Raw genomic sequence first — 19,994 nt, forward strand, 5'->3', positions numbered from 1 at the left:
CCCGATCCGCTCCACCACTTCTACAGGATTTCGGCCAAGAACCTCCCGGTGTGCGATTCGCCGACCTTGGCGACCTTTTCAGGCGTTCCAGTCGCCAGAATGGTGCCACCGCCGGAACCGCCTTCAGGACCAAGATCAATGACCCAGTCGGCCGACTTAATCACGTCGAGGTTGTGCTCAATGGTCAAGACGGTGTTGCCCTTGTCCACCAGGCCTTGCAAGACCTTCAGAAGCTTGCGGATGTCCTCAAAATGAAGACCTGTCGTTGGCTCATCCAGGACGTAGATGGAACGGCCATTCGAACGCTTCTGCAATTCAGCGGCAAGTTTAACGCGCTGGGCTTCGCCACCAGATAGCGTCGTCGCCGGCTGGCCCAAGCGGACATAGCCCAATCCGACATCGACCAAGGTCCGCAGGTGGCGTGCGATCGGCGTGAAGGCGCTGAAGAATTCAGCTCCCTCGGCAATTGGCATGTTCAAGACATCTGCGATGTTCTTGCCCTTGTAAAGCACCTGCAATGTTTCGCGGTTGTAGCGTGCACCATGGCAAACCTCGCACGGCACGTAGACATCAGGCAGGAAGTTCATCTCGATCTTGAGCGTTCCATCGCCAGAGCACGCCTCGCAACGTCCGCCCTTGACATTGAACGAGAATCGACCCGGCTGGTAGCCGCGCAGCTTGGCTTCGTTGGTCTCGGCAAAGAGCTTGCGAATGTGGTCGAAAACTCCGGTGTACGTGGCAGGATTGGACCGCGGAGTGCGGCCAATCGGCGACTGGTCCACATGTACAACTTTGTCCAGGTGCTCAAGGCCGAGCACTCGGGTATGCCGTCCCGGTACTTGCTTGGCGCCATTGAGCTTGTTGGCCAGCACCTTGTACAGGATGTCGTTGACCAAAGTCGATTTGCCCGAACCCGACACGCCAGTCACTGCGGTAAGCAAGCCCAGCGGGAATTCCACGGAAACATCCTGCAGGTTATTTTCGCTGGCGCCCACTACCTTGAGCTTGCGGTCCTTATCAACCTTGCGGCGCTTCGCTGGGACATCAATCTTCTTGCGGCCCGAGAGGTAGTCTCCGGTCAGCGACTTGGTGTTGGCCTTCAATCCCTCGACTGAGCCCGAGTGCACTACTTCGCCGCCGTGCTCACCGGCGCCTGGCCCAATATCCACGATCCAGTCGGCTTCGGCGATGGTGTCTTCGTCGTGTTCAACAACGATGAGCGTATTGCCCAAGGAGCGCAGATGCAGCAAGGTGTCGATCAAGCGGCGGTTGTCGCGCTGATGCAACCCGATAGATGGTTCGTCAAGGACATACAGGACACCAACCAGACCGGAACCGATCTGAGTTGCCAAGCGAATGCGCTGAGCCTCGCCACCGGACAGGGTGCCGGCAGCGCGCTCCAGGGTGAGGTATTCCAGGCCCACATCCAAGAGGAACTTCATGCGGGCGTCAATTTCCTTCAGCACCTGGGCTGCGATCTTCGCCTCGCGGGACGAGAGCTCAATGGTCGACAGGAAGTTGGCGGCACTGCGCAAATCCATAGCCGACACTTCAGCGATGGAACGCCCGCCGATCAGGACCGACAGCGACGCAGGATTCAGGCGCGCTCCGCCACACGTCGGGCAAGGAATCTGTCGCATGTACTGTTCGTAGCGATCACGGGCATGATCGGACTCTGTTTCTTCATGCTTGCGGTGAACGTAGGAGATGACCCCTTCGAAACCGGTGGAGTACTTGCGCTCACGGCCAAAGCGGTTCTTGTACTGGACCACAACCTTGTGGTCTTTGCCGTTAAGGATCGCTTCGCGGGCCTTGGCAGACAGGTCCTTCCACTGGGTCTCCATGGTGAAGCCGAGCTCGTGGCCCAGGCCTTCGATCAGGCGATTCCAGTATTCAGTGGTTGCCTTGCCCAACGACCATGGGGCGATTGCGCCGTCTGCAAGGGCCACTTCTGGATCGGGCACGATCAGGTGCTCGTCAACTTCCAGCTTGGTGCCGATGCCCGAGCATGCCGAGCATGCGCCGAAAGGATTGTTGAAGGAGAATGTGCGTGGCTCGATTTCATCGATGGCCAGTGGATGCTCATTAGGGCAAGCCAGGTTTTCCGAGAATGCCCGAACTCGTTTCGGGTCATCCTCGGCAAGGTCGACAAAGTCGGCCAGCACACGGCCGTCGGCGATCCCCAGCGCGGTTTCAATCGAATCGGTCAGGCGCTGGCGTGCATCTTCCTTGATGGCCAGGCGGTCAACGACGACCTCAATGGTGTGCTTCACCTGCTTGGCCAATTTCGGCGGATCATTCAACTGAATGATGGTGCCATCAACCCGGGCGCGCGCGAATCCCTTCGAGGACAGCTCGGCGAAGAGGTCGACGAACTCGCCCTTTCGTGCGCGAACCACGGGGGCGAGAATCTGGAAGCGAGTCTTTTCGGGCAGCTCCATGAGCTGGTCCACGATTTGCTGTGGAGTCTGCTTGGAGATCGGCTCATGGCAAATGGGGCAATGCGGGCGTCCGACACGAGCCCACAACAGACGCATGTAGTCGTAGACCTCGGTGATCGTGCCTACTGTTGACCGGGGATTCCGGCTGGTGGACTTTTGGTCAATCGACACCGCCGGAGACAAACCCTCAATGAAGTCAACATCTGGCTTGTCTACCTGCCCGAGGAACATGCGGGCGTACGCAGAAAGCGACTCAACGTAACGCCGCTGGCCTTCAGCGAAGATCGTGTCGAATGCCAGGGAGGACTTGCCGGATCCGGAAAGTCCGGTGAAGACGATCATCGCGTCGCGGGGCAGATCGATGTCCACATTTTTCAGGTTGTGCTCACGCGCTCCCTTAACGACCAGGCGAGTGAGATCTGTTTTCTTGCTCTCTGCAGTAATAGCCACGAAGCCATACTAATCGAAAACTGCTTCGAATAAGTGTACGAATGGACCTATCTCACAGAAATTTTTCTCGAGGCGTATCCGCAGTCCCGGCGAGCGCCAATCCGGGACTAGTCTCCGCTGGCATCGGTCAAGCGATATGCCACCATTCCTCCTAGCTGGCTCAGAACCACGACTTCGTCATCTATGTATCCAGCTCTCCGGAATTCAGCAACTTTGGGGATGGCTTCCATAGGTTTCCATGACCCACGTTTGCAGACGGCCTGGGCATCTGTGAAACGAGTGTCCCCGGAGGCTTTGGTGTCCCACGTGGCTTGGGTACCCAAAGTCACCGAATATATGTAATAGGAATCACGATCAACGGTGCATAGAACGGTGCCTCCTACGACTTCTTCCAGCGGTACAACCGTCCCATCTTCGCTATTGACCGCTTGGTCTCCCCCTTCAAGTGGAAGTATGGACATTGGTTCTTCAGTGACCGGAATACCAGCGCCTTCGAGTCTGTCAAAGTACTTGTATATATCGGTCAGTTTATGACTCCACTTTTTAGTACCAGTTTTCGTATCAATGGCGGCAGCGCTCCATGTAGCTCCCTTTGAATGAGCACTGTAGCGGCCTTCCCCTTCATCGGTTAATATCTGTTTGCCGGAGTTGTAGTAGCACACTACGATCGTGTCGTCCTTAGCCGCGCTTCCTTGCGGTGATACCACTCCGCACAACCTCGAGATACCTGGTTGGCGCCATAGAACCTCTCCGCTGTTCGCGTCGATTGCGACAATTTTGGACAGGCCCACTAATTGATACTGTGCCTTTTTCTTATCTGTTTCGAAGAAGTCATCTTGTGCATGCTTACCGTAGCCCAGCAGGATTTCTTTGTCGTCCCCCACTGTCACCCATGCCCAGCCCGCGCTTGATTCGTACCCTTTACCGAATATTTTTTCGTAGGGACGTTTCCAAAGAGTCTTCGAACCTTTCGAGTAGCTCAACATTTCCAGATCGCCATTCCAGTACGAAATTACTCCGTCGGTCAAGCGCCGCCCTCCTTGCTGGAGACCAAACTCGAGCTCACCTTTTGGCACTTCATTCCAGCGCTTGCGGGTCCAATCAAATTTGAAATGATGATGCCCAAGAAGCTGCCCGTCGCGTACCTTCGCCCCTTCAGCGCAGAAGGTTTTGCCACAAACAAACGGTCGAAAGCCCCAGAAGTCAAAATTGTTTTCAATTCTGACCGGCTTACCGGTAGCAACATCCGCGATCTTCAGGCGTCCGTAGGCCCCTGTTTTGGTTCCGGTGTAGGCGACGTAATTTCTGCCCTTGTACTTGGCTATTTCAATCGTCGGATCAATACCCCGGCTATCTGCCGCCCCAAGCGCTTCATCTTTCCAAAGTTGCTTGCCGTTGTTCAGGTTTCTGGCAATGACTTCCATCTGCGGTCCCTGGCGCCGATAGGCAATGGCTACCTCGCCGAGAACTTTTACGTCAGATACGAGAACTTCTTCGCTTTCCCAGGCAACAGTCGCGGACACGGGCACCTGCTCTTGTGGCGTCTTTGGGCTTGATTCCGCCTTGTTCGCAGTACAGCCTGGCAACCCAAGAACGAGAATTACCGCTCCTGCAGCGATCACCGCGAAACTCGCGTAGTGCGTGCGACCATTCCTATTCGAGTTCACGGTGGTTTCCTGCCTCCGGGAACGTTAATTAGTTCCAGAGTCTAAACCGGGATCTCGATCTTCCAGGAGAGTTATCCACAAATCTTTCAATCACTAATTCGTGGGCTCAAATGCCTAGTCGTCTAGCGAGGCAAGGAGCTGAAGGCAGCGCGCAGGTACTTTACGGCAGTGGCTTCATCGACTGACCACAGCTGCGCAATCCGGGCCAAATCTGCTGCCGCATCGCTAACTTCTTGTTCGGCTCGGTTCTCTGCAGCCTGTACTACTGTTCCGTGGCGCCCTCGCGTTACAACTGCGCCCTGCAGCTCAAGTTCTTTGTATACCTTGGCGACAGTATTTACTGCCAGGTTCAGTGTGCCCGACAGCGCCCGCACCGAGGGAAGCTTGCTTCCTGGCGCTAATTTGCCTTTGGCTATCGCGGAAAGAATTTGTTCACGGACCTGCTGGTACGGCGCCACGGTGGACTTGGGGTCGATCTTGATGAAACCTAGTTCACTCATGCTTTGCTCCATTCTCCAGGACTATGACTTCTGCTGTCCCGAGCCTATCGCGTTGAGCATATATTCCAACGTAGTGTGATGGTATGAACGAACTATTGCTAGATGATGTGACCATCCGCTGGATTTCGGTTTCCGACATGTCGAACAATGTCTATCTCATTACCAACCGCCGGTCTGGCGAACAGCTGCTCGTTGATGCCGCAGATGATGCAACGGCTATCGCGAGGCTGATCGATGAGGCAAGGAACGACGCGGATCATCCGCGGATTGCAGGAATCGCGACAACGCACCAGCACTGGGACCACGTGCGCGCCTTGGCCGAGCTTGTCGAGCAATACCCGGTGACGACCTACGCAGGCGCCGACGATATGGAAGGCATCAAGAAAGAATCAGGCGTCCAGGTCACGAATGGTTTGAATCATGGCGACCAGCTCAAGCTGGGCGATGTCATCATCGAAGTCATCCACCTGCGCGGGCATACTCCCGGTTCCCTCGGCTATGCGCTGGTGGACTCCTCCGGTCAGCCAGTCGTCCTCAGCGGCGACAGCTTGTTCCCCGGTGGCGTGGGAAACACCTGGAAAGATCCGCAGCGCTTCCTTTCGTTGATCACTGACGTATCGGAACGAATCTTCGACCGCTTCCCGGATGAAACCAAGGTGCTGCCGGGACATGGCGACTCGACCACTCTGGGAGCCGAGCGTCCGCATCTGGACGAGTGGCGTGAACGCGGTTGGTAACCCTCGGCTAAGGGCATGCGGCCACACCGCATCCCGGGCCGTATAATCACCACTCGTGAATTCTAGTTCTCCTCGACGCTATGCCATCCGGCCTTCTCGGCCAGCCATCTTCATTGCGGCCCTGGCACTGATTGCGGTCGTGTCCTACCCGTTGCGCGATGTCCTGTATCTGGGCCTTTCAGGATCCGTGAGGGACTCCGCGGTGTTGTCCGCGGCGGCTGTCTTCTGCTCGGAAACCCTGCTCAAGTTCTTGATGCTCGGAGCCATCCTGCTCACGGTGGCTCTCTGGTTCCGGGACCGCAACGCCTTCTGGCGTCTGATCTGCGGTGCCCTCGGGGCGGTGCTGGCCTACGCACTGAGCGAACTGCTCAAGGCGCTGGTCACCGAGGAACGCCCCTGTCGAACCCTTGAAGCGGTCACGGCGATGGCCTGCCCGCAGCCCGGGGATTGGTCCTGGCCCTCGAACCATTCGGTGGTGGCAGCGGCCATCGCCACAACCTGCTTGCTGGTTCGGCCCGCGCTGGCCGCCGTGGCCATTCCTGCTGCCCTGCTGGTTGCCCTGGCCCGCGTGGGCGTGGGAGCGCACTATGTCCACGATGTGTTCTCCGGCCTGGCGCTCGGCGCGCTGATCGTGCTGGTCTGCATCCATGTGCTGCCCGGGCTGCCGCGCAGAATCCGTCCTTCGGCTGTTCGCTGACTTCAGCCGAGCTTATGGCCGATCATGAAAATGCGGCGGAAGGGGAAATTCGTCAGTCTGGTGCCATCGCGGGTTTCAAAAAACGGGTAATGCTCGGAGATCTGGGCCCGGTAATCGTCTTCAAAGCGGAGGTAGTCCTGCTCGTCCAGTGCGTGGCGCACCGGGAGCAGGGCCGTGCCGCGGACCCAATCCAGAATCGGGTCGTCGCCCAGCAGCAACTGCTGGAAAGCCGTCTCCCACACATTTGCCTGGAACCCTGCGTCGAGCAAGAGGCGCTGATAGTCCTCCGGCTCCCCCACAACATGGCCGTCGCGCAGAACGCTGCCGAGCTTGCCAGCCCACTTCGCGCTTTCAGCAACCTGCCGCATGAGCGCATGTGAAGGCGAACCGAAGTTGCCCGGCACCTGGATCGCTACATACGAGCCGGTTTTCATCTTCCCAAGCCAGGCAGCCAGCAAGTCACGATGATCCGGCAACCACTGCAGCATTGCATTGGAGAACAGCAGATCCAGATCCTCTTCTGGTTGCCATTGTCTGGCATCTGCCAACGCAAAATCCAGATTCGCTTCATGCTCGGACGATTCGGCCTTGGCGATCATATCCTGCGAGGAATCCAGCCCCGTCACCTGCGCTTGCGGCCATCTTTGGGCGATGAGCCGAGTCATATTGCCCGGACCGCAGCCCAGATCCACAACCTTCTTCGGCTCTAGGTCGACTAGCTGGCCGAGCAAATCCTTGTAAGGGCGCCCACGGTAATCAGAGAATTCGGTGTACTTTGCTGGATCCCATTTCATGCCCTAAGCCTAAACCTTTGAACCGCACCCCGATCAGGCGCTCAGTCACACTTCTCAACCGATAGGCTAGTAGCATCATGTTGCTCACCGAATATTTGCCAGCAGACAGCAAAAACGTATCCGACGACGAAATCTACGAGTCGTTCGGCCAATGGGTCGCAACCCGCGGCATCACTCTCTACCCCGCACAGGATGAAGCGTCGATGGCGCTGGCTGGCGGCAACAACGTCATCTTGGCCACCCCCACAGGCTCAGGCAAGTCCATGGTGGCCATTGCCGCGCATTTCTACGCCATGGCCCGCGACCAGATCAGTTTCTACACCGCGCCGATCAAGGCGCTGGTATCGGAGAAGTTCTTCGACCTGTGCAAGATCTTCGGTGCCGAGAATGTCGGCATGGTCACCGGCGATTCCTCGGTGAATGCGGACGCTCCGATCATCTGCTGCACCGCGGAGATCCTGGCGAATATCGCGCTGCGCGAAGGCTCAAAGGCCGATGTCGGCTGCGTCATCATGGATGAGTTCCACTTCTACGCCGACCCGCAGCGCGGCTGGGCCTGGCAGGTGCCACTCATTGAGCTTCCCCAGGCGCAGTTCCTGCTGATGAGCGCCACCCTCGGCGATGTCACCCGCTTCGAGAAGGAACTCGAAGAGCGCACCGGCACCCCGACGGTCACCGTGGCTCATGCCGAGCGCCCGATCCCGCTGCACTTCTACTACTCCATGGAGCCGGTGCAGGAAGCGGTGGAGGAGTTGATCAAGACCAAGCAGGTCCCGATCTACATCGTCCACTTCTCCCAGCTCGACGCGATCGACCGCGCTACCGGGCTGATGAGCGTGAATGTGGCCACCCGCGAGGAGAAGGAAAAGATCTCGGAGATGATCGGCGGCTTCCGTTTTGCCGCTGGCTTCGGCAAGACCTTGAACCGCCTGGTGCGCCACGGCATCGGCATCCACCACGCGGGCATGCTGCCCAAGTACCGCCGCCTGGTCGAGCAACTGGCCCAGGCCGGCCTGCTCAAGGTCATCTGCGGCACCGACACGCTGGGCGTGGGCATCAACGTGCCGATCCGCACCGTGGTCATCACCGCGCTGTCCAAGTTCGATGGCACTCGTACCCGTATCGTGAACGCCCGCGAGTTCCACCAGATCGCCGGCCGTGCCGGCCGTGCGGGCTTCGATACCGCAGGCACCGTGCTGGTCCAGGCCCCCGAGCATGCGATCGAGAACCACAAGGCCATGGAAAAGGCGCTGAAGAAGCATGGCGAGGGTTCGTCGAAGCTCAAGCAGATCCCGAAGAAGAAGCCGCCGCAGAACTTCGTGACCTGGGGCGAGAAGACCTTCGAGAAGATCGTCGAGGCCTCCCCCGAGACGCTGAAGTCCTCCTTCCAGGTCTCGCACTCGATGCTGCTGAACCTGCTCGAGCGCGAAGACAATGCCTTCGAAGCCGCCCAGCGCCTGCTCTCCGAGAACCATGAGACCCCGGCTTCGCAGCGCAAGCTGAAGCTGCGCGCCCTGGGCATCCTGCGAGAGCTGATCGCCACCGAGGTTGTGGTGCGCCGCGAAGAGCCCGACGAGTATGGCAACTACTACGAGCTGACCGTGCACCTGCAGCAGAACTTCGCGTTGAACCAGCCACTCTCCCCCTTCGCCCTGGCCGCCTTGGACCTGCTGGATCCGGATTCCGCCAGCTACGCGCTGGATGTGGTCTCGGTGATCGAAGCGACCCTGGAAAAGCCGCGCCAGGTGCTCTCGGGCCAGGAGAAGAAGGCCCGCGGCGAAGCCATTGCCGCGATGAAGGCCGAAGGCATGGACTACAACGACCGGATGAACGCGCTGGACGAAATCACCTATGCGATGCCGCTGGCCGAGAAGCTGGAATCCGCGTTCGAGCAGTACCGCTCCGGCGCCCCCTGGCTTTCGGACTTCGAGCTGGCGCCGAAGTCCATCGTGCGCGACATGTACGAACGCGCCATGGGCTTCTCCGATTTTGTCCAGTACTACCAGCTGGCCCGCTCCGAGGGCGTGTTGCTGCGCTATCTGACCGATGCCTACAAGGCGCTGCGCCAGACCGTCCCGCAGGACGCCCTGCGCGAGGACCTTGAAGACCTGATCGAATGGCTCGGCGAGATGATCCGCCAGATCGACTCGTCGCTGCTGGACGAGTGGGAGGAGCTCTCCCGCGGCGAGCTGAGCGAAGAGACCGAAACGGCCCCGCCTCCGGCACCGGAAAAGCTGACCAGCAACAAGCGCGCATTCCGCGTGATGGTGCGCAATGAGATGTTCCGCCGCGTCAAGCTTTTTGCCGACGAACAGGATCAGGCTCTGGCCGAGCTCGATGGACATAACGGCTTTGACGCCGATACGTGGGCCGATGCGATGGATGGCTACTTCGACGAGCATGAGGACATCGACGATGGCCCGACCGGGCGCAGCTCGAAGCTGTTCATTGTCAATGAGCTGCCCAGCCGCGTATGGGAAGTCCGCCAGATCTTCGCCGACCCTTCCGAGCACCACGACTGGGGTATCAGCGCAACGATCTCCCTTGACGACTCAGATGAAGTAGGCGCACCAGTGGTGACCGTGACTTCCGTGGGGCGCATGGACTAGCCCGATGACCGCCATCAGCTACGTGGTGCTCCGCCGGGGCAACGAGGTGTTGTTGCAACTTCGGCAGAGCACCGGCTTCATGGACGGCTGCTGGGGTATTGCTGCTGCTGGACACGTCGAGCCTGGCGAATCAAGCGAGGCCGCGGCGATCCGGGAAGCTCGGGAAGAATTGGGCGTGAGCATTGCTCTGGCCGATCTTCGGGCGCTGGCCACTGTGCCGCGGCAGCAACCGGTGGCAGGCGCCGATGGCATGACCGATCATTTTTATCTGGCCACCGCTTGGGCTGGAACGCCTCGCATCATGGAACCGGATAAGGCCGCGGATTTACGCTGGTTCCGGGATGATCTGCTTCCCGAAAATCTGGTACCCCATGAGAAAGCAGCGCTCTCAGGGATTCTTCGACGATAGAGGCCAAAGCGCCCGGCTGCCCGATCAAGGCAGCTTCGCCTCAATATCCGGTTTGATCTCTCAAGGATACTGCCCGTTGCAGGGTTATCGATAAATCGATAGCCAGGCAGCGGGCAGTGTCGTAGGGTATGGCCATGAACGGATTACAGCTGCGCCTGGCAGGTGCTTGCGTCATACTGTTTGTCCTGATCGTCCTGCTCAGCGGCTGGTCGGCACTTTTTGCCGCCGAAGCGCTGCTCTCCACCTTGCTCCAGGCTGGGCTTGTGGTGCTCGGGCTGGCATTGGTCTATCAAGGCGAAAATACGTCGCTAGAGAGCTAGCCGTCAGGCAACAATGAGCGCGATGCCGACGTAGGTCGTCAACAAGGTAGCGAAAAGCCACTCCGCCGTGGATCCCGTCTCTGCAAGGACAGGAACAGCCACGCGGCCGTTGGCTTTCCAGCAACCGCCAACCAGCGGCAGCTTGCGGAACCAGCGTGGCGAACCAATCTTGATCGGCCAAATGAGATTGCAGCCGCCGACGGTCAGCATGTCCCCGAGCACATGCACGATGACTCCCAAGGCCACTGCCAGCAGGAACCAGGTGTTTTCTTCGGGAGCATTCACCCCGACAAAGGCTCCGGTGGCCAAGGCTATGACCCAGCACAGCACCGGCGGCATGAATTTCACGGACTTCACGGCAAAGGAGATCAGCAGCACCGCGAAGAGGGCCGATCCTGGATAAACCGTGCCCAGCGCCGCGGTATGAACGTCCCAGCCATTTGCAAGCCACGCGACAAGGATAAAAAAGGCCATGCCCAAAATTGAATGCGTGCCGTTGCGGTGTCCCCCGGAAACTTCACCGATGACTCGGGCAAAAATACTGGAAAAGGGCGGCAGGGCGCGGGCGATGGTTGCACCGTGATGATCTGCATCGGGAAGCAATGCTGCACCAGCGCAAACGATCGCCCCAGCGAGCGTCTCCCAGCGGTCCATCTGGAAGGTACCCAGCCCCAGGTCAACCGAGCCCACGGTGACCGGAGTAGTAATTGCCAACCATGCGGCTGCGCCGCTCACCGCGTGGTGTCCACCCATCATGCATTCAACCTTAGGACTGGTCACCGACGTTTTAGCGATATGACAGCGGTAAGCTAGGACACATGAGTATTGTGCGTGAAGCTGTCATCGATGATTGCCCTCAAATTCTGGAATTGATCCAGGAACTCGCGGACTATGAGAAGGAGCCAGACGCGGTGCGCAACACTGTTGAGGACCTTGAGCAGCATCTGTTTGGCAACAGCCCCCAGGCGTTCGCTCATGTGGCTGAGGACGAATCCGGAGTCGTCGGCATAGCCATTTGGTATCTGACCTATTCCACGTGGGAAGGCCGCCACGGAATTCACCTGGAGGACTTGTACGTTCGAGCAAACCAGCGCGGCTTGGGCACCGGAAGTGCCTTGTTGCGCACGCTGGCGAAGATCTGCGTTGAACGAGGATACAAGCGCCTGGAATGGCAAGTTCTCGACTGGAACGAACCGGCCATCAAATTTTATGACGCAATCGGCGCCGGCGCGTTGGACGGATGGACCACCCGGCGCCTGGACGGCGACGCGCTACAGGCCCTCGGAACGCAAGGAGCAAAGTAATGGCGCATTACCGCGGCATGGACGTCACCGACCACCGGATCGAGGTCCCGCTGGATCACTCGCATCCAGAGGGCGAAAAAATCTCGGTGTTCGCCCGAGAAGTCAGCACCGATTCAACGAAGCCCTGGCTGTTATTCCTGCAGGGCGGTCCGGGAGGAAAATCGCCAAGGCCCGGTTCGTTGTCGGGCTGGCTGGCAGAAGCAGTAAAGCACTTCCGTGTTCTCTTGCTTGATCAGCGTGGCACCGGCCTGTCAACACCGGCCAACCGAAAAACCTTGCCGCTGCGCGGAGACTCAGCGGCCCAGGCACGCTATCTGGAGCACTTCCGTGCTGACTCGATCGTGCGTGATGCAGAGGCCTTCCGTGAATATCTGGGCATCGATCAGTGGAGCACCCTGGGACAAAGCTACGGCGGGTTCTGCACCCTGACCTATCTCTCGCTCTTCCCGCAGTCCCTCACCCGCTGCCTGGTCACCGGAGGCCTGGCATCGCTGGATCAAGATGCGAAGACCGTATACCGGGCCACCTACCAGCGCATGGCCGAACGCAACCGCGAATACTTTTCCTGGTATCCGCAGGACTTCGAAACCCTGCACCGGATCTACGAGCATGTGCGCGAGAACCGCGACGAGCGATTGCCCAACGGCCAGCAGGTCACCGTCCCGCTGGTGCAGATGCTCGGCATGTACTTGGGCGGCAATACCCGGGCGCACCTGCTGCACCACATTTTCGAGGAAGCCTTCAATCAAACGCCAGGCGGGCCGCGGCTTTCGGATGTCTTCCTCGATGCGTTGCAGGCTCAATCATCATTCGCTTCAAACCCGCTCTACGCGCTGATGCATGAAACGATCTATGCCCAGGGCGAGGCAACAAACTTCGCCGCCGAACAGGTACTGCCGGAATTCCCCGATTTCACCGTGCATGCGGCCACGCCGCTGTTGACCGGTGAAATGATCTTCCGATGGCATTTTGCCGAGGATCCGGCCCTGCGCCCGTTGGAAGATGTGGCCCGGATTCTGGCCGAGCACGAGCATTTTGCTCCGCTCTACGATCTGGACACGCTCGCAAGGAACACCGTGCCGGTGGCCGCAGCTGTGTACCACGATGATGTCTATGTCGACCGCGAGCTGTCATTGCGCACCGCATCCCAGGTCGCCGGGCTACAGGCCTGGGTTACGGACGAATACCATCACGATGGCATCGGTGACGAAGGACCGGCGATCTTCCGCCGGCTTTTGGCCATGGCCAACGGCGAGGATCCCGAGGCCGCTGCCAAGGATCAGTAGGGTTCAACAGCAAAGTCGCGCCGCTCCTTTCAGGGAGCGGCGCGACTTTTTAAAATCCAGAACCTAGCCGTCCAAGTCGGCGGCGATCCGTTCGTTGATTCGCAGCATCAGTGGAACCACGCGGGCCAGGGCCTGCTGCTCTGCATCGCTGAACTCGTCCATGCCGCCGAGCAACACGTTGATAGCCCGCTGTCGGTAGCCGTGGATTTCTTCACGGCCAGTCCCGGTCAAGCTGACCAGGCTTGCCCGCCCGTCCTTTGGGTCAGGTTCGCGCTGCACCATGTGGTCGTTTTCGAGACGGATAATCAGTCCGGTCATCGTCGGCTGGGCGACACGCTGTTCAATTGCCAGGTCGCCCACGCGCTGGGCTCCCAACCGGTCCAGCGACGAAAGCACCCGCCAAGCGGTGACAGAGCGCCCCTGCCCGGCGGCCTGCCCCAACAGGCGGGACATGGTTCCTGAAGCCAGAGCCAGATCGGTGGCTACGGCTCCTGCATCAAGCGGTGCATCACTCATTTGCTATCCCCCACGAGAAGTTCCATGATATAGAAGCTGGCCAGAGAAAACCCGCCGTCCGGCCCAAAGGGGCCAGCCGGCGGGCTGACATCAGCTAGCTACTTTTCGTTTGAGTTTGCGGCCTTTTCAGACGCCTTGGTGACTTCTTCAGCCTCGGCGTTGGCTGCCGCGCGTTTGCCCCATGGGGTCCACAGCGACATGACGGTGGCAACAACGATGGCACCCAGGATCACCAGCAGGGATAGTCCCACGGAGATGTCCAGCCATGCGTAGTGCAGTGGCTCGCCGCCGTTAATGAACGGGAGGTTGTTTTCATGCAGTGCGTGGAAGACCAGCTTGACGCCGATGAAGGCCAGGATGAAGCTCAGTGCGTGCTTCAGGAAGACCAGTCGGTTCATCAGGCCGCCGAGCAGGAAGTACAGCTGGCGCAGGCCCATCAGGGCGAAGATATTCGCGGTGAAGACGATGAAGGCCGACTTGGTCAGGCCGAAGATTGCAGGAATCGAGTCGAAGGCGAACAGCAAGTCGGTCATGCCGATGGTCACGAAGACCAGGACCATCGGGGTGAACAGCTTCTTGCCGTCGATCACGGTGCGCAGCTTGGCGCCATCGAAGTCCTTGGAGATAGGCAGCTTGCTGGTCAGCTTCTTGACCAGGCCGCTCTCTTCGTCCTCGTCTTCGTCCTTGAGCTGGTTCCAGGCCGTCCACAGCAGGAAGGCGCCGAAGATGTAGAAGACCCACGACCACTGCTCGATGATGGCAGCGCCGAGCACAATGAAGATCGCGCGCAGGATCAGCGCGATGATAATGCCGAACATCAGCACTTCCTGCTGGTACTTCCGTGGTACCGAGAAGCGCGCCATGATGATGATGAAGACGAACAGGTTGTCAACGGACAACGCGTATTCGGTGATCCAGCCGGCGTAGAACTCCTGGCCGATCTGCGGTCCGGCCTGGGTCCAGATGACCGCGCCAAAAATCAGTGCCAAGCTGATGTAGATGCCGACAAAGATGCCAGCTTCCTTCATGGAAGGGATGTGCGGACGCTTGGTGACGTACAACAAGTCTGCAATGAGAACCGCGCACAGAACGATCAGCGCGATGATCTCGAATTGAATGGTTAACCCATGAGTGCCCACGGACGAGCGACCTTTCGTTGGAGGGTATGGAAAATCGCCGCAAGTCTCTCCGCCGTCGCCGCGGCCTTCGAATCACTTCAAAAGCCTGCTTGGCGATCGGCTGCTGCGCCCGGCGAATCGCCATTGATTCGCGTGTTGACGTTCACAGCATTGGGATACTCCCCTACGTCCAAGCATTAAGTGTAGCGCACAGCATCTGCACAGGCTTCCCCCGAAGCAGGCCTCTGGCCCTCTGCCCCGCCGCTAAGCGTGCCCGGCGGCCTTCATCTGGCGTAGTTCCTTCTTCAATTCGGACACCTCGTCGCGGATGCGGGCGGCCAATTCAAACTGCAATTCGGCGGCCGCAGCGTGCATCTGCTCGGTCATCTCCTCGATCTGCGAGAGCAGGTCCTCGGCAGGCGCCGCGGCCAGCCCGTCCTTGCGCACGCTCGACGAGGCCTTGGTCCGCTTCGCGTCCTTGGCCAGCCGGTTGTTGTTCAGCAATTCCTGCGTGTCGGCATCCTCGCGCGCCAGCTGGTCGGTGATATCGGCGATCTTCTTGCGCAACGGCATCGGGTCGATCCCGTGCTCCTTGTTGTGCGCCTCCTGGATCGCCCGTCGGCGATTGGTCTCCTCGATGGCCTGGTCCATGGCATCGGTGATCTTATCCGCATACATGATCACCTGGCCGGACACGTTGCGGGCGGCACGGCCGATGGTCTGGATCAGCGAGGTCGCCGAACGCAAGAAGCCCTGCTTATCGGCGTCGAGGATCGCCACCAGCGACACCTCCGGCAGGTCCAGCCCCTCGCGCAGCAGGTTGATGCCCACCAGCACATCAAAGGAGCCCATGCGCAGTTCGCGCAGCAGCTCCACGCGCCGGATGGTGTCCACATCCGAGTGCAGGTATTGCACCCGCACCTGGTGCTCGGTCAGGTAGTCGGTCAGGTCCTCGGCCATGCGCTTGGTCAGCGTGGTGACCAGCACGCGCTCGTCGCGGTCCACGCGGGTGCGGATCTCATCGAGCAGGTCGTCGATCTGCCCCTTGGTGGGCTTGACGATGATCTCCGGGTCGATCAGGCCGGTCGGGCGGATGATCTGCTCGACGAACCCGTCGGACTTGCCCAGCTCGTACTTGCCCGGGGTGGCCGAAAGGTAGACGGTCTGCCCGATGCGCTCCAGGAACTCGTCCCACTTCAGCGGGCGGTTGTCCATCGCGGAGGGCAGGCGGAAACCGTGCTCCACCAGGGTGCGCTTGCGCGACATGTCGCCCTCGTACATGGCGCCGATCTGCGGCACGGTCACGTGCGACTCGTCGATGACCAGCAGGAAGTCATCGGGGAAGTAGTCGATCAGGCAGTGCGGGGCGCTGCCTGCCTCGCGGCCGTCGATATGCCGCGAGTAGTTCTCGATGCCGTTGCAGAAGCCCATCTGCTCCATCATTTCCAGGTCATAGGTGGTGCGCATGCGCAACCGCTGGGCCTCGACCAGCTTGTTCTGCGATTCGAGCTCCTTCAGCCGCACCGCCAGCTCGTCCTCGATCCGCTTGATCGCCTTGCCCATGCGCTCGGCACCGGCGACGTAGTGGCTGGCCGGGAAGATGTACATCTCGGTTTCCTCGCGGATCACCTCTCCGGTGACCGGGTGCAGGGTGTAGATCGCCTCGACTTCGTCGCCGAAGAACTCGATGCGCACCGCCTGCTCCTCGTACATCGGGATGATTTCCACGGTATCCCCGCGAACCCGGAAGGTGCCGCGGTGGAAGTCCATGTCATTGCGGGTATACTGCATGGCGACGAACTGGCGCAGCATGGCGTCGCGATTCAGCTCCTCGCCGGTGCGCACGGTGACCATGCCGGCCACGTACTCCTCCGGGGTGCCCAAGCCGTAGATGCAGGACACCGTGGCGACCACGATGGTATCGCGCCGGGTCAGCAGCGAGTTGGTCGCAGAGTGGCGCAGCCGCTCGACCTCCTCGTTGATCGAGGAGTCCTTCTCGATGAAGGTATCGGTCTGCGGGACGTAGGCCTCGGGCTGGTAGTAGTCGTAGTAGGAGACGAAGTACTCCACCGCGTTATTGGGCAACAGCTCGCGGAATTCATTGGCCAGCTGGGCGGCCAGGGTCTTGTTCTGCACCAGCACCAAGGTCGGGCGCTGCACCTGTTCCACCAGCCAGGCGGTGGTCGCGGACTTGCCGGTACCGGTGGCACCGAGCAGCACGATGTCCTTTTCGCCGTTGTTGATGCGCTCGGTCAGCTCCTTGATGGCCTGCGGCTGGTCGCCGGCGGGCTCATATTCGCTGATGACTTCGAAGGGGGCAACAACACGCTTAATCGGCTGGGCAAGACTCATGCATCCAGCATATCCACTTGGCCCGACCGTTTGGGCCTTGCCGTGGCCAGCTTTCAGCTTAAAGCGGCGAGCTGCTACTTGCGCATGCCATAGCGGATCGCATTGCGCTTGACCGTGCGCCCGATGGCGTTGCCGAAAAAGGCCACGGTCATGATGGTCGCGGCGATCAGCCCGAGCAGGGCCAGCCACCCGGAAATGTAGACCACCGGCGAATACGGCCCGGATTCCCGGGCAACGAATTCAGCGCGTCCGCCAAATCCCAGCCACAGCACCAGCGCGAGGGCGAAAGCGATTAGGGTGGTCCACTTGCAGATCCGGTACATTCCTACTCCTGTGCTGGCGCCAGTTGGCGGTAAAGGGCAGCAACCTGCGCCTCGAGTTCTTCCAGGGTCCCCGAATTCTCCAGCAGGTAATCGGCCACGGCCGCCCGCTGCTCATCGCTGGCCTGCGCGGCCATCCGGGATTCGGCGTCCTGCCTGGTCCACCCGCGATCCTGGACCATGCGGCGGATGCGTTCTGCCGGCGGGGACTGCACGACGATCACCGCATCGAATTTTCCTGCCTGCCCGGATTCGACCAGCAGCGGGATGTCCTCCACCACCAGGGCTCCGTGCGGGGCTTGCTCGCGCGCCACGGCGGCCGCCTGGCGCACCAAGGGGTGGACGATCGCGTTCAGCTTCTGGCGGGCCTGCTCATCGGCGAAGACGATCGCGCCCAAGGCCTTGCGATCCAGGGAGCCGTCGGGCTGCATAATTTCCGGCCCGAAACAGTCCTTGATCGCAGCCAGTCCGTCGGTGCCGGGGGCGACCACCTTGCGCGCCAGCGCGTCGGCGTCGATCACCACCGCTCCGAGCTCAGCCAATTTAGCCGCAACCGCAGATTTTCCGGAGGCTACTCCCCCGGTCAGTCCCACATGCTTCATGCTTCCACCCTATAAACTATTAGCGATGAACACCAACGAATCGGCCGCGACCAGCTACACCACGCTGCGCGGCGACAGCGTGCACGAGCTGGAAATCAAGCGCTCGCGCTTCATCACCTATCTCTACCGGGTAGAAACCGAAGCCGAGGCCCGCAACCGCATCGCCGGCCTGCGCAAAACCCACTTTGATGCGCGGCACCATTGCACCGCCTTCATCCTCGGCCCCGATCGGATGACCCAGCGCTCCAACGACGACGGGGAACCCTCGGGCACCGCCGGCATCCCGATGCTTGATGCCCTGGCCAAGCGCGACCTGCCCGATCAGAGCCATCTCTCGGACACGCTGGCGGTCGTCGTCCGCTACTTCGGCGGGATCAAGCTGGGGGCCGGCGGGCTGGTGCGCGCCTATTCGGAAGCGGTCTCCTCGGGCCTTGACCACGCGAGCCTGCTGCGCCGCCAGCGCCTGCGGATTTTCACCCTGCCGGCATCCCACGCCTTGGCAGCACGCTATGAGAACGAGCTGCGCGCCGCCGGCTACCAGATCGAGCCCACGCACTGGGAGGCAGACGCCGCACTGGTGCACATCGGCATTCCCGACACCCCCGAAGCCGCCGAAGAATTGCGTGTCCACGTCGCCGCACTGACCGCCGGGGCCGGAGAACTGGCCACCGCAACTACCCGATGGGTTGATCTGATTTGACTACCTCTCCCGGCCCTGCCGCCGATCTTGAAGCCCTGCTCAGCCAGCTGGGCCGCTGGCCAGATGTCCAGGCGCCGAACCTTTTCGCCGCCGACGCCGCCGACCGGCTCATCTTGGACACCGCGGCCCGCGAATTGGCGAACACCGGCTGGCCCTCCACCATGGCCATCGTCGGCGACCACTACGGCGCGCTCGCTGCCGGGGCGCTGGCCCTGGGCAGCACGTCGGTGCGCGTGCACACCGACTCGCTGACCGCCCGCCGCGCCATCGAGGCCAATGTCCGCCAGCTGCTCCCGGACGCCGCCGATCTGCTCCGCTTCTTCCCGCTGGCCCAGGTCGCCGAACAGGCCAGCACCATTCTCCTCGCCCTGCCCCGCGGCCTGGATGTCTTGGACGAACAGGCCGCTGCCCTCGCCGCCGTCGCCGCGCCCGAGGCCCGGTTATTTGCCGGTGGCCGCATCAAGCACATGAGCCGGTCAATGAACCAGGTGCTCGCCGCCCGATTCGCCCGGGTCGATGTCTCCCTGGCACGGCAAAAGTCCCGTGTCCTGATCGCCAGCGATCCCCTGCCCAAGCAACCAGCCAGCAGCTTCCCCGCCACCGCCACCCACCATGTGAACGGAACCGATTTCACCTTGCATGCCGGGGCGGGCACCTTCGGCGCGGCCCGCTTGGATCCAGGCACCCGGCTGCTTTTGGAGCACCTGCCCGATCTTTCCGCGCATGCCGCCCTCGTGGATCTCGCCTGCGGAAATGGCTCCATCGGCGTCTATGCGGCGCTCACCCACCCTCGCTTGCAGGTTATCGCTTCCGACCATTCGGCCTCCGCGGTTGCCTCAACCTTGGCCGCCGCTGCCCGCAACGGGCTATCAGACCGCATGACCGCGACCCAGGATGACGCGCTCAGCCGCCTGCCGGCGAACTCGGCCACGCTCATCACGCTCAATCCGCCCTTCCATATCGGCAACACGGTGACCGCCGACATCGCCTTCAAGCTCATCGACGATGCGGCCCGCGTCCTGGCACCCGGCGGCGTCCTGCTTTGCGTATTCAATTCGCATTTGCGCTACCGCAGCGAATTAGCCCGCCGCATCGGTCCCACGGCGCAATTGGCACGCGACAAGACCTTCACGGTTACCTCCTCCATCAAGGAGTCCTGAAGCTTTTCCACA

Annotated in this window: 19 protein-coding genes; 9 read left to right on the top strand and 10 right to left on the bottom strand. The window is 60.6% G+C overall.

The window, feature by feature from the left end; translation table 11 throughout:
- Nucleotides 1–20: 20 nt before the first annotated feature.
- The 3 genes from uvrA to H6F58_RS16230 form a co-directional block, all read right to left on the bottom strand.
- Complete coding sequence (uvrA, locus tag H6F58_RS16220) at nucleotides 21–2,891, bottom strand: excinuclease ABC subunit UvrA (RefSeq protein WP_195182153.1); 2,871 nt, start codon at nucleotides 2,889–2,891, stop codon at nucleotides 21–23.
- Between the two features lie 107 nt (nucleotides 2,892–2,998).
- Nucleotides 2,999–4,558, bottom strand: coding sequence for a hypothetical protein (locus H6F58_RS16225; protein WP_195182154.1), 1,560 nt, complete (start codon nucleotides 4,556–4,558; stop codon nucleotides 2,999–3,001).
- 122 nt (nucleotides 4,559–4,680) lie between these two features.
- Nucleotides 4,681–5,058 (bottom strand): GntR family transcriptional regulator, encoded by a 378-nt coding sequence (locus H6F58_RS16230; RefSeq protein ID WP_146275308.1) that lies wholly within the window; start codon nucleotides 5,056–5,058, stop codon nucleotides 4,681–4,683.
- Nucleotides 5,059–5,141: 83 nt separating this feature from the next.
- On the opposite strand from H6F58_RS16230, the gene H6F58_RS16235 reads away from it, so the two are divergent.
- Both H6F58_RS16235 and H6F58_RS16240 read left to right on the top strand, forming a co-directional pair.
- Nucleotides 5,142–5,795, top strand: coding sequence for an MBL fold metallo-hydrolase (locus H6F58_RS16235; protein WP_195182155.1), 654 nt, complete (start codon nucleotides 5,142–5,144; stop codon nucleotides 5,793–5,795).
- A gap of 55 nt (nucleotides 5,796–5,850) precedes the next feature.
- Nucleotides 5,851–6,492 carry a phosphatase PAP2 family protein gene (locus tag H6F58_RS16240; RefSeq protein WP_195182156.1) on the top strand — a complete coding sequence of 214 codons (642 nt, stop codon included), beginning with the start codon at nucleotides 5,851–5,853 and terminating at the stop codon, nucleotides 6,490–6,492.
- A 2-nt stretch (nucleotides 6,493–6,494) separates the two neighbouring features.
- On the opposite strand, the gene H6F58_RS16245 is transcribed toward H6F58_RS16240, so the two are convergent.
- Nucleotides 6,495–7,286, bottom strand: a complete 792-nt coding sequence (locus tag H6F58_RS16245) for a trans-aconitate 2-methyltransferase (protein ID WP_195182157.1) — start codon at nucleotides 7,284–7,286, stop codon at nucleotides 6,495–6,497.
- Nucleotides 7,287–7,363: 77 nt separating this feature from the next.
- Here H6F58_RS16245 and H6F58_RS16250 point away from each other — a divergent pair, with 77 nt between their 5' ends.
- The 3 genes from H6F58_RS16250 to H6F58_RS16260 all read left to right on the top strand — a co-directional run bounded on the left by H6F58_RS16250 (nucleotide 7,364) and on the right by H6F58_RS16260 (nucleotide 10,624).
- A complete protein-coding gene (locus tag H6F58_RS16250; RefSeq protein ID WP_171919688.1) occupies nucleotides 7,364–9,895 on the top strand; it encodes a DEAD/DEAH box helicase in 2,532 nt (843 codons plus the stop codon).
- Between the two features lie 4 nt (nucleotides 9,896–9,899).
- Nucleotides 9,900–10,304 (top strand): NUDIX domain-containing protein, encoded by a 405-nt coding sequence (locus H6F58_RS16255; RefSeq protein WP_195182158.1) that lies wholly within the window; start codon nucleotides 9,900–9,902, stop codon nucleotides 10,302–10,304.
- Between the two features lie 134 nt (nucleotides 10,305–10,438).
- Nucleotides 10,439–10,624: a hypothetical protein gene (locus H6F58_RS16260; RefSeq protein ID WP_195182159.1), complete on the top strand. Its 186-nt coding sequence runs from the start codon at nucleotides 10,439–10,441 to the stop codon at nucleotides 10,622–10,624.
- Between the two features lie 3 nt (nucleotides 10,625–10,627).
- Here the strand turns inward: H6F58_RS16260 and H6F58_RS16265 are convergent, their stop codons facing one another.
- Nucleotides 10,628–11,380: a metal-dependent hydrolase gene (locus H6F58_RS16265; RefSeq protein ID WP_195182160.1), complete on the bottom strand. Its 753-nt coding sequence runs from the start codon at nucleotides 11,378–11,380 to the stop codon at nucleotides 10,628–10,630.
- A gap of 62 nt (nucleotides 11,381–11,442) precedes the next feature.
- Between H6F58_RS16265 and H6F58_RS16270 the strand changes: the two genes are divergently transcribed.
- Nucleotides 11,443–11,928 carry a GNAT family N-acetyltransferase gene (locus H6F58_RS16270; RefSeq protein ID WP_206693764.1) on the top strand — a complete coding sequence of 162 codons (486 nt, stop codon included), beginning with the start codon at nucleotides 11,443–11,445 and terminating at the stop codon, nucleotides 11,926–11,928.
- Nucleotides 11,928–13,214 carry an alpha/beta fold hydrolase gene (locus H6F58_RS16275; RefSeq protein WP_195182161.1) on the top strand — a complete coding sequence of 429 codons (1,287 nt, stop codon included), beginning with the start codon at nucleotides 11,928–11,930 and terminating at the stop codon, nucleotides 13,212–13,214. The genes H6F58_RS16270 and H6F58_RS16275 overlap by 1 nt, the downstream gene beginning before the upstream one ends.
- 63 nt (nucleotides 13,215–13,277) lie before the next feature.
- Here H6F58_RS16275 and H6F58_RS16280 read toward each other — a convergent pair whose 3' ends face one another.
- From H6F58_RS16280 to coaE, 5 genes are all read right to left on the bottom strand, one after another.
- Complete coding sequence (locus H6F58_RS16280) at nucleotides 13,278–13,730, bottom strand: MarR family transcriptional regulator (protein ID WP_195182162.1); 453 nt, start codon at nucleotides 13,728–13,730, stop codon at nucleotides 13,278–13,280.
- Nucleotides 13,731–13,828: 98 nt separating this feature from the next.
- On the bottom strand, nucleotides 13,829–14,869 hold the full coding sequence (locus H6F58_RS16285; protein ID WP_195182163.1) for a TerC/Alx family metal homeostasis membrane protein: 1,041 nt from the start codon (nucleotides 14,867–14,869) through the stop codon (nucleotides 13,829–13,831).
- 243 nt (nucleotides 14,870–15,112) lie between these two features.
- The gene (gene uvrB, locus H6F58_RS16290) at nucleotides 15,113–17,200 is read right to left on the bottom strand and encodes an excinuclease ABC subunit UvrB (protein ID WP_195182164.1); all 2,088 of its coding nucleotides are present in this window, start codon (nucleotides 17,198–17,200) and stop codon (nucleotides 15,113–15,115) included.
- Between the two features lie 74 nt (nucleotides 17,201–17,274).
- Entirely contained in the window at nucleotides 17,275–17,523 is a 249-nt protein-coding gene (locus H6F58_RS16295) for a hypothetical protein (protein WP_060701870.1), read from the bottom strand.
- A gap of 2 nt (nucleotides 17,524–17,525) precedes the next feature.
- Nucleotides 17,526–18,122, bottom strand: coding sequence for a dephospho-CoA kinase (coaE, locus tag H6F58_RS16300; RefSeq protein ID WP_171920057.1), 597 nt, complete (start codon nucleotides 18,120–18,122; stop codon nucleotides 17,526–17,528).
- Between the two features lie 25 nt (nucleotides 18,123–18,147).
- Here coaE and H6F58_RS16305 point away from each other — a divergent pair, with 25 nt between their 5' ends.
- Both H6F58_RS16305 and H6F58_RS16310 read left to right on the top strand, forming a co-directional pair.
- Nucleotides 18,148–18,822: a YigZ family protein gene (locus H6F58_RS16305; RefSeq protein WP_060701872.1), complete on the top strand. Its 675-nt coding sequence runs from the start codon at nucleotides 18,148–18,150 to the stop codon at nucleotides 18,820–18,822.
- On the top strand, nucleotides 18,819–19,982 hold the full coding sequence (locus H6F58_RS16310) for a methyltransferase (protein ID WP_244652643.1): 1,164 nt from the start codon (nucleotides 18,819–18,821) through the stop codon (nucleotides 19,980–19,982). The genes H6F58_RS16305 and H6F58_RS16310 overlap by 4 nt, the downstream gene beginning before the upstream one ends.
- Nucleotides 19,983–19,994 lie beyond the last annotated feature (12 nt).

Source organism: Glutamicibacter sp. FBE19, from assembly GCF_015524875.1.
GTDB lineage: Bacteria > Actinomycetota > Actinomycetes > Actinomycetales > Micrococcaceae > Glutamicibacter > Glutamicibacter halophytocola.

What these genes read in the sequence shown, in the direction of transcription:
- H6F58_RS16260 (WP_195182159.1), top strand. Translation starts at nt 10,439, where the DNA reads ATGAACGGATTACAGCTGCGCCTGGCAGGTGCTTGCGTCATACTGTTT.
- H6F58_RS16230 (WP_146275308.1), bottom strand. Translation starts at nt 5,058, where the DNA reads ATGAGTGAACTAGGTTTCATCAAGATCGACCCCAAGTCCACCGTGGCG.
- H6F58_RS16265 (WP_195182160.1), bottom strand. Translation starts at nt 11,380, where the DNA reads ATGATGGGTGGACACCACGCGGTGAGCGGCGCAGCCGCATGGTTGGCA.
- H6F58_RS16305 (WP_060701872.1), top strand. Translation starts at nt 18,148, where the DNA reads ATGAACACCAACGAATCGGCCGCGACCAGCTACACCACGCTGCGCGGC.
- H6F58_RS16295 (WP_060701870.1), bottom strand. Translation starts at nt 17,523, where the DNA reads ATGTACCGGATCTGCAAGTGGACCACCCTAATCGCTTTCGCCCTCGCG.
- uvrB (WP_195182164.1), bottom strand. Translation starts at nt 17,200, where the DNA reads ATGAGTCTTGCCCAGCCGATTAAGCGTGTTGTTGCCCCCTTCGAAGTC.
- H6F58_RS16280 (WP_195182162.1), bottom strand. Translation starts at nt 13,730, where the DNA reads ATGAGTGATGCACCGCTTGATGCAGGAGCCGTAGCCACCGATCTGGCT.
- H6F58_RS16255 (WP_195182158.1), top strand. Translation starts at nt 9,900, where the DNA reads ATGACCGCCATCAGCTACGTGGTGCTCCGCCGGGGCAACGAGGTGTTG.
- H6F58_RS16235 (WP_195182155.1), top strand. Translation starts at nt 5,142, where the DNA reads ATGAACGAACTATTGCTAGATGATGTGACCATCCGCTGGATTTCGGTT.
- coaE (WP_171920057.1), bottom strand. Translation starts at nt 18,122, where the DNA reads ATGAAGCATGTGGGACTGACCGGGGGAGTAGCCTCCGGAAAATCTGCG.
- H6F58_RS16250 (WP_171919688.1), top strand. Translation starts at nt 7,364, where the DNA reads ATGTTGCTCACCGAATATTTGCCAGCAGACAGCAAAAACGTATCCGAC.
- H6F58_RS16270 (WP_206693764.1), top strand. Translation starts at nt 11,443, where the DNA reads ATGAGTATTGTGCGTGAAGCTGTCATCGATGATTGCCCTCAAATTCTG.
- H6F58_RS16275 (WP_195182161.1), top strand. Translation starts at nt 11,928, where the DNA reads ATGGCGCATTACCGCGGCATGGACGTCACCGACCACCGGATCGAGGTC.
- H6F58_RS16245 (WP_195182157.1), bottom strand. Translation starts at nt 7,286, where the DNA reads ATGAAATGGGATCCAGCAAAGTACACCGAATTCTCTGATTACCGTGGG.